Genomic DNA, 12,164 nt, shown 5'->3' with positions numbered 1-12,164 from the left:
CTCCAATGCCGTGCCTTGCGTTAATCAGCATAATCCGACACGGCAGGCGCTGCTACCGGAAAAGTATGAAAGCGGGATGCTTACCTCTGGCCGCCCGGCTCCAGCATCGTCGGCTCTACCCGCTTAAGGCTAAACTGCCACCACAGCGCGGCAAGCGTAATGCAGCCGATTATGCCGAGCATTGCCCACGGCAGTTCCGGCTGCCCGAGGGTTTTACCGACGTCAAATAACCAGCCGCCGCCCGTATAGCCGAGTGCTCCGCCCAGCGATAAGCCTAAGCGGCTGAACCCCATATAGCTGCCGCGTGCGCGGGCGTCGGCAAGTGAGGCGCTCAGGGTTTCACGCGCCGGTTCGGCAATAATTGAGCCGATATAGAACGTGCAGATCAGGGCAAAGAGCTGTTGCAGGCTTGAGGCGAGGCCGATGGGCATCAGGCTGAGGGTCATCAGCACCAGGCCCGCCATTAAACGCTGCTCAAGGCGGAAGCGTTTTTCGCTCCAGCGGGCAATGGGATAGAGCAGCGTCAGGGATAGAGCGGCTTCGATGGCATACATCCACTTCACCGCCGATGGCGTACCGGCGATGTCGTTAACCATCAGCGGCAGCATCAGCATCACCTGTACGGCCAGCATGTAATAGCCGGTCAGCGTTAGCACATAGGTAACGAAGCGCTTATCCCGGAACACGCGGCTCATCCCTTCGCGCATTGGCGTGCGAATGGTTGAAAGCTTATAGGCCGGAAGCAGCCAGGCGTTCAGCGCGGCGCAGAGCACAAACATTACCGCTCCTGCGGCGCAAACCAGGCGGAAGTCGTATTGCAGCAGCCAACTGCCGAGCAGGGCGCCAATAACCGCCCCGGCGCTGTCCTGCATCATCAACAGGGAGAAGAAGCGCCCGCGGTGCTGAGGACGAACCAGCTTGACGACAAGCGCAGAGCGCGGTGGGTCAAACAGCGTACCGCCGATGGCGGAAAGCAGGCAGGAAAGCCACAGCATCCAGGGTTCAGTGGCGATGCCCATGATGGCAAACCCGGCGGCTCGCAGCAGCATCCCGGTGACAATCATCGGCTTGGCGCCCAGACGGTCGGCGATAGCTCCGCCAAACACGCCCAGCCCCTGCTGAATAAACTGACGCAGGCCGAGGGCAATACCCACCATCAACGCGGCCCAGCCGAGCTGATCAACGAAGCGAATGGAAATTAAAGGGAAGACGACGAAAAAGCCTAATACCACCAACATGTTATCAAGCAGCAGGAAATATTTACCCAGGCTCCTCGCCTGCGCCACCCGCGACATCTCCCCTCCAGGGAACTTAATTATACAACACAGTAACTTATTCTCGCCCGTCGCCCTGGCTTTTGACACCCGGCGCAGGACAATATTTTTTTATCGTTCAGTGAGTTTGATTCAACTCTTTAATCGAAAAAAGTGATGTTGCTTCATGTTGTTGTTTTCACACGGCGGGCAGCCGCAGGTATAGTAACGGGAATAGCCCCGTTAACTGGGATGAAGGAGTGGGATGAACATGTTTGGCTACCGCAGTAACGTGCCGAAAGTCCGTCTGACCACGGACCGATTAGTGGTACGTCTGGTTTATGAGCGTGACGCCTGGCGTCTGGCGGATTATTACACCGAGAACCGTCAGTTTTTAAAACCCTGGGAACCCATTCGCGATGAAAGCCACTGTTACCCTTCCGGGTGGCAGGCAAGGCTCGGCATGATTAATGAAATGCATAAGCAAGGCAGCGCTTACTACTTTGCGTTGCTCGACCCGGAAGAGAAAGAAGTCATGGGCGTGGCAAACTTTTCCAACGTGGTTCGCGGCTCTTTTCACGCCTGCTATCTCGGTTATTCCATCGGCGAGAAATGGCAGGGGCAGGGGCTAATGTATGAGGCGCTGACCAGCGCGATTCGCTATATACAGCGCAGCCAGAATATCCACCGCATTATGGCAAACTATATGCCGCATAATCAGCGCAGCGGCGACCTGCTGGCGCGGCTGGGTTTTGAGAAAGAAGGCTACGCAAAGGATTATTTGCTGATTGATGGCGCATGGCGGGACCACGTCCTGACCGCGCTGACCGCTAAAGACTGGACCCCAGGGCGTGGAGCGTAAAAATGAAATATCAGTTAACTGCGGTAGAAGCCCGCGTGATTGGCAGCCTGCTGGAAAAGCAGATAACGACGCCTGAGCAATACCCGATGTCGGTCAACGGCGTGCTTACCGCAAGTAACCAAAAGACCAACCGCGAGCCGGTAATGGAGCTGAAAGAGCATGAAGTCCAGGACACGCTGGACGCGCTGGTGAAAAGCCACTATCTGCGCACCGTCAGCGGTTTTGGCAACCGCGTGACGAAATATGAGCAGCGCTTCTGTAACTCCGAGTTTGGCAATTTAAAACTGACGCCAGCGGAAGTTGCGGTCATCACCACTTTGCTGCTGCGTGGAGCACAGACTCCGGGTGAACTGCGCAGCCGTGCCGCACGAATGTTTGAGTTCAGCGATATGGCGCAGGTCGAAGCCACGCTGGAAGGGCTGGCAAACCGCGAGGACGGGCCGTTTGTGGTACGCCTGGCCCGTGAGCCCGGTAAACGCGAAAGTCGCTATATGCACCTGTTCAGCGGCGAGGTAGACGTTTCAGCTCAGGTGGAGCAGGGCAGCAGCCCGGCTTCTGAAGATCTCACCGCCAGAGTTGAGGCGCTGGAAAATGAAGTCGCCGACCTGAAGCAACGTCTGGACTCGCTGCTCGCTCACCTGGGAGATTAATCATGACTAAGCTGCGAATTGGTGTAGTGGGGCTGGGCGGCATCGCGCAGAAAGCCTGGCTACCGGTGCTTGGGGCATCCAACGACTGGGCGCTGGTGGGCGCATTTTCACCCACCAGAGCGAAAGCGTTGCCGGTGTGCGAAACCTGGCGTATTCCCTACATCGGCTCTTTGAACGACCTGGCCGCGCAGTGCGACGCGGTGTTCGTCCACAGCGCCACCAGCTCGCATTATGCGGTAGTCAGGGAACTGCTGAAGGCGGGCGTGAGCGTTTGTGTCGACAAGCCGCTGGCCGAAAATCTGGCGGATGCCGAGAGGCTGGTTGAGCTGGCCGAGCGCTCGAAGCGTACGCTGATGGTCGGGTTTAACCGCCGTTTTGCGCCTCGTTACCAGCAGCTAAAAGAGAAGCTGTCCGGCGGGGCTTCGTTGCGCATGGATAAGCACCGTACCGACAGCGTCGGCCCTCATGACCTGCGCTTTACGCTGCTCGATGATTATTTGCACGTTGTTGATACCGCGTTGTGGCTGGGCGGCGGTGCGGGGCAGTTACAAAGCGGCACCCTGCAAACCAACGAGCAGGGGCAAATGCTTTACGCTGAGCACCACTTCAGCCAGGGTAATCTGGCGATAACCACCAGTATGCATCGCCGCGCCGGAAGCCAGCGTGAATGGGTTCAGGCGGTTACCGACGGCGGATTGTTTGAGGTGACCGATATGCGCCAGTGGCGCGAAGAATGCGGCTCAGGCTTGGTAGAGCAGCCGATCCCGGGCTGGCAAACTACGCTTGAACAGCGCGGTTTTGCGGGCTGTGCACGCCACTTTATTGACTGCGTGGCAAATCAGACGGTTCCGGAAACCTCCGGCGAACAGGCGCTACTCGCGCAGCGCGTGGTGGAGAAGCTGTGGCGCGAGGCCATTAGCGAATAGTCTGTAACACATCGCGGTAGTATTTCGTCGCTGTATCGGTAGACTATGCCGACTTGTCATCATCCATTAACGCCAGCAACGCTGGCGTTCAGACGGCTGACAAACCTCAGGTGATAGATAACGCCACAGAGGGCACAAAAAATAGACAAGGAAAATCAATTCATTGATTTTCGGCTGATAGCCACAAAGAGGAAAAAACCACGCTTTTTTCCTCTTTGTTAGCAACCTTAAACGCCAGCAACGCTGGCGTTAATGTTTGTGGAATAACAAAATAAATGAACCTATTAAAATCGCTGGCGGCCGTCAGCTCGATGACCATGTTTTCCCGCGTGCTTGGCTTTGCGCGCGACGCCATTGTTGCGAGGGTATTTGGGGCAGGGATGGCAACGGATGCCTTTTTCGTTGCTTTTAAATTGCCGAACCTGCTGCGGCGTATTTTCGCCGAGGGCGCGTTCTCCCAGGCGTTTGTGCCGATTCTGGCCGAATACAAAAGCAAGCAGGGCGAAGATGCCACCCGCGTCTTTGTTTCCTATGTTTCCGGGCTTCTGACGCTGGCGCTGGCGCTGGTTACCGTGCTCGGCATGCTGGCCGCGCCGTGGGTGATTCTGGTGACCGCGCCGGGCTTCGCGGATACCGCAGACAAGTTTGCGCTGACCTCAAGCCTGCTGCGTATTACTTTCCCTTATATTTTGCTTATCTCGCTGGCGTCGCTGGTAGGGGCCATCCTGAATACCTGGAACCGTTTCTCGGTACCGGCGTTTGCCCCGACCTTCCTTAACCTCAGCATGATAGGCTTTGCGCTGTTTGCCGCGCCGCATTTTAACCCGCCGATCCTGGCGCTCGCCTGGGCGGTGACCGTGGGCGGGGTATTACAGCTCGCCTACCAGCTTCCTCATCTCAAGAAAATCGGCATGCTGGTGCTGCCGCGTATCAGCTTTAAAGACGCGGGGGCGATGCGGGTCATCAAGCAGATGGGCCCGGCTATTCTTGGGGTTTCGGTCAGCCAGATCTCGCTTATCATTAACACCATTTTCGCCTCCTTCCTGGTTTCCGGCTCGGTCTCCTGGATGTATTACGCCGACCGCCTTATGGAGTTCCCTTCCGGGGTGCTGGGCGTGGCATTGGGCACTATTTTGCTGCCGTCGCTGGCGAAAAGTTTCGCCACCGGCAACCATGACGAATATTCGCGCCTGATGGACTGGGGGCTGCGCCTTTGCTTCCTGCTGGCACTGCCGAGTGCGGTTGCGCTGGGTATCCTGGCAAAACCGCTTACCGTTTCGCTGTTCCAGTATGGTAAATTCACCGCCTTCGATGCGCTGATGACCCAGCGCGCGCTGGTGGCTTACTCCGTCGGCCTGATGGGGCTTATCGTGGTTAAAGTGTTAGCGCCGGGCTTTTACTCGCGCCAGGACATTAAAACCCCGGTCAAGATTGCCATCGTGACGCTGATCCTGACCCAGTTGATGAACCTGGTATTTATCGGGCCGCTGAAGCATGCGGGGCTTTCGCTGTCCATTGGTCTGGGAGCTTGTATTAACGCCTCGCTGCTCTACTGGCAGCTGCGCAAGCAGGATATCTTCCAGCCGCAGCCTGGCTGGAGCGCGTTTCTTCTGCGCCTGGTGGCGGCGGTCATTGTGATGTCCGCGGTGCTGATTGGCCTGATTCACCTGATGCCGGCCTGGGACTTAGGCGCGATGCCGTATCGCATGGTGCGTTTGATGGCGGTGGTGCTGGCCGGTATTGCTGCCTACTTTGCGACGCTGCTTTTGCTGGGCTTCAGGTTGAAAGATTTTGCCCGGCGCACGATATAACTTTTCCTGAGGTGGATGGCGCTTTGCGCGCTCCACCCTATTCTTTATATGTTGAATGTTTAATTAGGTGATAGAGCGATGAACGGAATAATCACAACCTGGTTCGAAGATAAAGGCTTCGGATTTATCAAAGATGAAAACGGCGATAACCGTTACTTCCATGTGATTAAAGTCGCCAACCCGGAGCTGATTAAGAAAGACGCCGCGGTGACCTTCGAGCCGGGGACTAACAATAAAGGGCTGTCCGCATTTGCCGTGAAGGTCGAGCCGGAGAGCAAGCATATCTTTATTGCCGGTGAGCGTTTCAAAATTACCGCGATTAAATCCTTCCTGGTCTACAGCGAAGAGAAGCCGGTAGAGGCGAAAATCGATAAAGAAAATGCGGTATTGTCCGTTGGCCTGCTGATGAACAGCATTCGCCCGAAGACAGAAAAGAAAGAAGGGGAGATGCGTAGCGTGAAGATGCTGGCGATTACTACCTTCCAGAACACCACGCATATTTTCTCGGAAGATGAGATTGATGTGGACGCTACTGCAAAAATTCTGAACGCCCTGTAATAGCAAAACTGCTGGCGCCTGAGTCAGGCTGCCAGCAGTTATCAAAATTATTTAAAAATCAGATACTGATTTTTTTGCCGCCGCGATTGTTTCCGGACGTAGCCTGCCCATCCGCACCGTAAAAGTCAGGAGCCTGATGCGGCTTCAGTACCGCCAGCGCCTGTTCGTTACGGGCCAGCTGGTCTTCCAGTAACCAGCCGTTATGCTGGTTGATATCTCTCAAATGCTGGGTTTTTTGCGTAATCGTCTGCCAGCGCTGGTTGATATCAATATTGATAACCGCTCCGGCATTTTGCTCAGCGCGGCGCTGCTGCTCCAGGTAGTCCAGCGTAGCCAGCAGCGAACTTTTATCTTCAGTTATACGTTGCAGCGCGTTGCCGTTTATCAGGCCTGCGGAAAGCTGCAGCTGTTCGGCGTCCATCACCTCTTTCAGTGAATTCAGCACCGCGGTCATTTGGTCCAGCACTTCTAACAGACGACTCACCGTTATTTACTCGATAAATAGCTTTGGGCTTCCTGGATAAGCGCATCGGCGATTTTGCCGGTATCCATCTTCAGGTCGCCGTTACGAATTGCCGTCTTCAGCGCTTCAACACGTTCCATGTTGATATCGCTGCTGCCTGGCTGCATCAATTTGGCCTGCGCATCGCTTAACTTCACGCTGGTGCTGTTAGCCGTGGCAGACTTTTCCAGACGGCTTTTCAGCGTCTGTGGCTCGCTGGTTTCACGAGGTTGTACGGTGCTTACCGGTTTCAATGGCGACGTGCGATCAATGCTCATTATTCTCTCCTCATCGAGGGGCTCGCGGCGTAAGAGCCAGTCAGTATCATTAGTTGATATTACTATCGGCAGTCGCCGCGGAATCTTTAAAAAGATTATAGATTAATCAGAATATTCCCATCAGAGTCTACAGTCCCGCTTACCACCTGTCCTGAAGACATTCTGACGCGGGCATTTTGCGCCACCGCCGCGTTGTTTAACGCCTTGCCTTCACCGTTGACGCTAAAGCCGTCTCCGGAGGCAATAACCTGCACCTGCTGCCCGGCTTTTACGCGCCATGCCTGGCGAACCATCGACTGAATAACGGGCTGGCCGGGGGCGATATCCCGCAGTGAAACCGCGTCAGTTGCCTGGCTGAGATTCATCATCGTTCTCGGCGGCAACTGGTCAAGACGGCCCTTTTTTAGTTCAACGCTGCTCTCGTCGAGCCTTGAGCCACGGCTGATAGCCCGCGCCGCTGCCACATAATTTCCGGTCGCAATAACCTGAACCTGAATAAACCGTTTGTCGCTCCCGCAGCGCGCCATCACGCTGACGTTGCCCCAAAGCTTAGCGTTGCCAGGGGTTGAAAACTCCGGGTACGGGCAGGCGGGAAGCTGCGCATCTGCGGTTCTCACGTTGACGCTGACGTCGTCGCTAATCCCAGCCAGACGCTGCTGGAAATACTGGGTCAGCGGCTTGTCCAGCGTACCCGCCAGGGCCAGCTGGCTTACCAGCATGGTTGCCACGCCACTCCAGATTTTCAGGCTTCTCATCGCGCTTCTCCGTTTTCAGGTTGCGGTGATTTTAACCGCGAGCCGATTTGATCAAGGCGATAAATAGCGACGTATTTTGTGCTTATTCCACCCATCACGTACGCGTAAGGGGCTTTAAGCTTTCGGACGATTCCTAATTCTATGGACCATGGAGGAAGCATGCTCGATAAACTGGACGCCGCACTGCGATTTCAGCAAGAAGCGCTTAATTTGCGTGCTCAGCGTCAAGAGATCCTGGCCGCGAATATCGCCAATGCCGACACGCCGGGCTTTCAGGCGCGCGATATCGACTTTGCCAGTGAAATGAAAAAAGTGATGGAGCGCGGACGCGTTGAAGGCGGCGGGATGTCCCTTGCGCTGACTTCTTCACGCCATATCCCGGCACAAACCCACTCCACTCCGTCGCTCAATCTCCTCTACCGCGTACCTGACCAGCCAGCAATGGACGGCAACACCGTCGATATGGACCGCGAGCGTACGCAGTTTGCTGATAACAGCCTGAACTACCAGACCAACCTTACGGTTCTTGGTGGGCAAATCAAAAGCATGATGTCTGTGCTTCAGGGGTAATTGATGGCTTTACTCAATATTTTTGATATCTCGGGTTCGGCAATGGCCGCCCAGTCCCAGCGCATGAACGTGGCGGCGAGTAACCTCGCCAACGCCGACAGCGTAACCGGGCCGGACGGACAGCCTTACCGCGCAAAACAGGTCGTTTTCCAGCTCGATGCCGCGCCAGGCGCTGCCACCGGCGGCGTAAAAGTGACCAAAGTGATAGAGAGCGACGCGCCGGACAAAATGGTGTTCCAGCCTGGAAACCCGCTTGCCGACGCGCGTGGCTACGTGCGCATGCCTAACGTGGACGTGGTGGGGGAAATGGTTAACAGCATGTCCGCCTCCCGCAGCTACCAGGCCAACGTCGAAGTGCTCAATACCGTGAAGGGCATGATGATGAAAACGCTCACCCTCGGTCAGTAACAGGAGCCTATATGTCCATTGCAGTCAAAATGAACAACCCGGCTGATAATGTTGACCCTACGGCAGGGGCATCAAAAAACAGCCTGACGGGCAACAGCGCCTCCGACCTGCAGGGCAGTTTTCTGACCCTGCTGGTGGCACAGCTCAAAAACCAGGACCCAACCAACCCGATGCAGAACAACGAACTGACCACGCAGCTTGCGCAGATCAGTACCGTTAGCGGCATCGAAAAGCTGAACACCACCCTTGGCTCGGTTTCCGGCCAGCTTAATCAGAACCAGTCGCTGCAGGCCAGCGCCCTGATTGGCCACGGCGTGATGATCCCGGGTAACAAGATTCTGGCGGGTACCGACGCGACCACCAAGACCATCAGCACCACGCCGTTTGGCGTTGAGCTCCAGCAGGCTGCGGATAAAGTCACCGCCACGGTTACCGACAAAGACGGCAAAGTGGTGCGCACTATCGAAATTGGCGGGCTTAGCGCAGGTGTGCATACCTTCACCTGGGACGGCACGGCAAGCGACGGCACCGCGGTGGCGGATGGTTCATACAACGTAAGTATCAGCGCAACTAACGGCGGGACTCAGCTGGTGGCTCAGCCGCTGAACTTCGCCATGGTGAACGGCGTCATCAATAACAAAGATGGCCTCAAGCTGGATCTCGGAACCTACGGTTCCACGACCCTCGATGCAATCAGGCAGATTATCTAAGCCTACAACCTTAGCAGGAGTAAGACATGGCGTTTTCTCAAGCGGTCAGCGGCCTGAATGCTGCGGCCACCAACCTGGATGTGATTGGTAACAACATTGCCAACTCCGCCACCTACGGTTTTAAATCCGGCACCGCTTCTTTTGCCGATATGTTTGCAGGTTCCAAAGTGGGGCTGGGCGTTAAAGTTGTGGGTGTGACTCAGAACTTTAACAGCGGCACGCCAACCAACACCGGCCGCGGCCTGGACGTTGCTATCAACCAGAACGGCTTCTTCCGCATGGTCGATAGCGCAGGCTCCGTGCTTTACAGCCGTAACGGTCAGTTTACGCTCGACCCAAGCCGTAACCTGGTGAACATGCAGGGCCTGAGCCTGACCGGCTACCCGGCAGTAGGCAGCCCGCCGACTATTCAGCAGGGTGCGAGCCCGGTTGCTTTGTCCGTTCCTAATACCCTGATGCCGGCCAAAATCACCACCACGGCCACCATGCAGGTTAACCTGAACTCTACCGACAAAGCGCCAACCGTAGCATTTAACCCGGCTAACCAGGACAGCTTTAACAAAAGCGGCCCGCTGACCGTGTATGACAGCCAGGGTAACGCTCACAACATGAACGCCTACTTCGTAAAAGACAGCGCGAACCCGAACACCTGGAAAGTCTACACCGTAGACAGCAGCGTAGCTGGCGGCACGCCAGCGCTCGCAACCACCATGGTATTCGACAATAACGGTAACCTGACTTCTGGCGGCGTAGCTAACGGTATCGTGACCGGCACCATCAACGGGGCGACTCCGGCCACCTTCAGCATCGACTTCAAAAACTCGATGCAGCAGAACACCGGCGCGACCACTATCGTTGGCACTACCCAGAACGGTTATAAACCTGGCGAGCTTATCTCTTACAGCATCAACAACGATGGCACCATCGTGGGTAACTACTCTAACGAGCAGAACCAGCTGTTAGGGCAAATCGCGCTGGCAAACTTCGCTAACCCGGAAGGCCTGACGCCGCAGGGTGATAACGTCTGGGCGGCAACTAACTCTTCCGGCGTTGCGCTGCTGGGCACCGCGGGCACCGGTAACTTCGGCACCCTGACCAGCGGTGCGTTGGAGTCTTCAAACGTCGATCTGAGTAAAGAACTGGTGAACATGATCGTCGCGCAGCGTAACTATCAGTCGAATGCGCAGACTATCAAAACCCAGGATCAGATCCTCAACACCCTGGTTAACCTGCGCTAAGCGCCTGACGGGACGGTTTAATGGATCACGCAATCTACACCGCCATGGGCGCGGCCAGTCAAACCCTGAACCAACAGGCCGTGACGGCAAGCAACCTGGCGAACGCTTCTACTCCCGGCTTCCGGGCGCAGCTTAATGCCCTGCGTGCCGTGCCGGTTGAAGGGCTTTCTCTGCCAACCCGTACCCTCGTCATCGCCTCTACGCCTGGGGCGGATATGACGCCGGGTCAAATGGATTACACCTCGCGCCCTACGGACGTTGCTTTACAGCAGGATGGCTGGCTGGCGGTGCAGACTCAGGATGGCACAGAAGCTTATACCCGCAACGGTAATATCCAGGTCAGCCCCGCCGGTCAGTTGACCATCGGTGGCCGTCCGGTTATTGGCGACGGCGGCCCGATTGCCGTGCCGGAAGGTGCTCAGGTGACTATCGCCGCGGACGGCACCATCTCCGCGCTGAACCCGGGCGACGCGCCAAATACTATTGCGCCGATTGGCCAGCTTAAGCTGGTGAAAGCGACGCAGCGGGAAGTGGTGCGCGGCGATGACGGTTTGTTCCGCCTTAACCCAGCCGCGCAGGCCACTCGCGGCGCGGTATTGCAGGCTGACCCTACCATCAAGGTGATGTCCGGCGTGCTCGAAGGCAGTAACGTTAAACCGGCGGAAGCGATGGCGGATATGATTGCCAACGCCCGCCGCTTTGAAATGCAGATGAAAGTGATTGCCGGCGTTGACGAAAACGAACAGCGCGCCAACACGCTGCTGCAAATGTCCTGACGGCCGCTTACTAACAACAGGATTCAAACATGATCAGTTCTTTATGGATCGCCAAAACGGGTCTTGATGCACAGCAAACCAATATGGATGTGATTGCCAACAACCTGGCAAACGTCTCCACTAACGGTTTCAAGCGTCAACGCGCCGTGTTTGAAGATTTGCTTTATCAAACCATCCGCCAGCCTGGCGCGCAGTCTTCTGAACAGACTACGCTGCCGTCGGGCCTGCAGATTGGTACCGGCGTTCGTCCGGTCGCGACTGAACGTCTGCACAGCCAGGGCAACCTGTCCAAGACCGACAACAGCAAAGACGTGGCAATTAAAGGCGAAGGTTTCTTCCAGGTGCTGCTGCCGGACGGTACGTCGGCCTACACCCGCGACGGCTCCTTCCAGACTGACCAGAACGGCCAGCTGGTGACGGCGGGCGGTTTCCAGGTTCAGCCTGCGATAACTGTTCCGGCCAACGCCCTTAGCATTACCATCGGGCGCGACGGCGTGGTGAGCGCAACCCTGCAGGGGCAAACTGCCCCGGTACAGGTTGGCCAGCTGAACCTGACCACCTTTATGAACGATACCGGTCTGGAAAGTATTGGTGAAAACCTCTACACCGAAACCCAGGCATCCGGCGCGCCAAACGACACCACTCCGGGGTTGAACGGTGCCGGCCTGCTGTATCAGGGTTACGTTGAGACCTCAAACGTGAACGTTGCTGAAGAACTGGTGAATATGATCCAGGTTCAGCGCGCTTACGAAATTAACAGCAAGGCGGTCTCCACGACCGACCAGATGCTGCAAAAACTGACGCAAATGTAAGGCGTTTGCCGGCGCGCATACGCGCGTCGGCTGCCGTGACCTGAAGATGAAAGCA

15 protein-coding genes are annotated in these 12,164 nt (G+C 56.3%); 11 read left to right on the top strand and 4 right to left on the bottom strand.

What is annotated here, in order from left to right; genetic code table 11:
• Positions 1 to 80 precede the first annotated feature (80 nt).
• Positions 81 to 1,295, bottom strand: coding sequence for a multidrug efflux MFS transporter MdtH (gene mdtH, locus FOC35_RS00680; RefSeq protein ID WP_172567846.1), 1,215 nt, complete (start codon positions 1,293 to 1,295; stop codon positions 81 to 83).
• 229 nt (positions 1,296 to 1,524) lie between these two features.
• Between mdtH and rimJ the strand changes: the two genes are divergently transcribed.
• From rimJ to FOC35_RS00655, 5 genes are all read left to right on the top strand, one after another.
• Positions 1,525 to 2,115 carry a ribosomal protein S5-alanine N-acetyltransferase gene (rimJ, locus tag FOC35_RS00675; protein WP_039899225.1) on the top strand — a complete coding sequence of 197 codons (591 nt, stop codon included), beginning with the start codon at positions 1,525 to 1,527 and terminating at the stop codon, positions 2,113 to 2,115.
• Between the two features lie 2 nt (positions 2,116 to 2,117).
• Positions 2,118 to 2,765 carry a YceH family protein gene (locus tag FOC35_RS00670; protein ID WP_016535830.1) on the top strand — a complete coding sequence of 216 codons (648 nt, stop codon included), beginning with the start codon at positions 2,118 to 2,120 and terminating at the stop codon, positions 2,763 to 2,765.
• A gap of 2 nt (positions 2,766 to 2,767) precedes the next feature.
• A complete protein-coding gene (locus FOC35_RS00665) occupies positions 2,768 to 3,691 on the top strand; it encodes a Gfo/Idh/MocA family protein (protein WP_172567845.1) in 924 nt (307 codons plus the stop codon).
• A 275-nt stretch (positions 3,692 to 3,966) separates the two neighbouring features.
• Positions 3,967 to 5,502, top strand: coding sequence for a murein biosynthesis integral membrane protein MurJ (gene murJ, locus FOC35_RS00660; RefSeq protein ID WP_172567844.1), 1,536 nt, complete (start codon positions 3,967 to 3,969; stop codon positions 5,500 to 5,502).
• Between the two features lie 78 nt (positions 5,503 to 5,580).
• On the top strand, positions 5,581 to 6,060 hold the full coding sequence (locus tag FOC35_RS00655; RefSeq protein ID WP_016535833.1) for a cold-shock protein: 480 nt from the start codon (positions 5,581 to 5,583) through the stop codon (positions 6,058 to 6,060).
• A 58-nt stretch (positions 6,061 to 6,118) separates the two neighbouring features.
• Here FOC35_RS00655 and flgN read toward each other — a convergent pair whose 3' ends face one another.
• The 3 genes from flgN to flgA form a co-directional block, all read right to left on the bottom strand.
• Positions 6,119 to 6,544, bottom strand: a complete 426-nt coding sequence (flgN, locus tag FOC35_RS00650) for a flagella biosynthesis chaperone FlgN (RefSeq protein ID WP_039898083.1) — start codon at positions 6,542 to 6,544, stop codon at positions 6,119 to 6,121.
• A 2-nt stretch (positions 6,545 to 6,546) separates the two neighbouring features.
• On the bottom strand, positions 6,547 to 6,840 hold the full coding sequence (gene flgM / locus FOC35_RS00645; RefSeq protein WP_172567843.1) for a flagellar biosynthesis anti-sigma factor FlgM: 294 nt from the start codon (positions 6,838 to 6,840) through the stop codon (positions 6,547 to 6,549).
• Between the two features lie 95 nt (positions 6,841 to 6,935).
• Entirely contained in the window at positions 6,936 to 7,595 is a 660-nt protein-coding gene (gene flgA / locus FOC35_RS00640; protein WP_172567842.1) for a flagellar basal body P-ring formation chaperone FlgA, read from the bottom strand.
• Positions 7,596 to 7,754: 159 nt separating this feature from the next.
• Between flgA and flgB the strand changes: the two genes are divergently transcribed.
• The 6 genes from flgB to flgG are packed head-to-tail and all read left to right on the top strand — an operon-like array spanning position 7,755 to position 12,109.
• A complete protein-coding gene (gene flgB, locus FOC35_RS00635) occupies positions 7,755 to 8,165 on the top strand; it encodes a flagellar basal body rod protein FlgB (RefSeq protein WP_039898084.1) in 411 nt (136 codons plus the stop codon).
• Positions 8,166 to 8,168: 3 nt separating this feature from the next.
• Positions 8,169 to 8,573, top strand: a complete 405-nt coding sequence (gene flgC / locus FOC35_RS00630) for a flagellar basal body rod protein FlgC (protein ID WP_016535838.1) — start codon at positions 8,169 to 8,171, stop codon at positions 8,571 to 8,573.
• A gap of 11 nt (positions 8,574 to 8,584) precedes the next feature.
• Positions 8,585 to 9,283: a flagellar hook assembly protein FlgD gene (gene flgD / locus FOC35_RS00625; RefSeq protein ID WP_016535839.1), complete on the top strand. Its 699-nt coding sequence runs from the start codon at positions 8,585 to 8,587 to the stop codon at positions 9,281 to 9,283.
• A gap of 26 nt (positions 9,284 to 9,309) precedes the next feature.
• Positions 9,310 to 10,521: a flagellar hook protein FlgE gene (flgE, locus tag FOC35_RS00620; protein WP_172567841.1), complete on the top strand. Its 1,212-nt coding sequence runs from the start codon at positions 9,310 to 9,312 to the stop codon at positions 10,519 to 10,521.
• A gap of 20 nt (positions 10,522 to 10,541) precedes the next feature.
• The gene (locus FOC35_RS00615; protein WP_016535841.1) at positions 10,542 to 11,297 is read left to right on the top strand and encodes a flagellar basal body rod protein FlgF; all 756 of its coding nucleotides are present in this window, start codon (positions 10,542 to 10,544) and stop codon (positions 11,295 to 11,297) included.
• A gap of 29 nt (positions 11,298 to 11,326) precedes the next feature.
• Positions 11,327 to 12,109, top strand: coding sequence for a flagellar basal-body rod protein FlgG (gene flgG / locus FOC35_RS00610; RefSeq protein ID WP_016535842.1), 783 nt, complete (start codon positions 11,327 to 11,329; stop codon positions 12,107 to 12,109).
• Positions 12,110 to 12,164: the final 55 nt, after the last annotated feature.

Origin of the sequence: Cedecea sp. FDAARGOS_727, assembly GCF_012273235.1 — a bacterium.
In the GTDB taxonomy this organism is placed as follows: Bacteria; Pseudomonadota; Gammaproteobacteria; order Enterobacterales; family Enterobacteriaceae; genus Cedecea; species Cedecea davisae.
The sequence above is the reverse complement of the archived record's forward strand: the minus strand, read 5'-3'. Positions and strand labels throughout refer to the sequence as shown.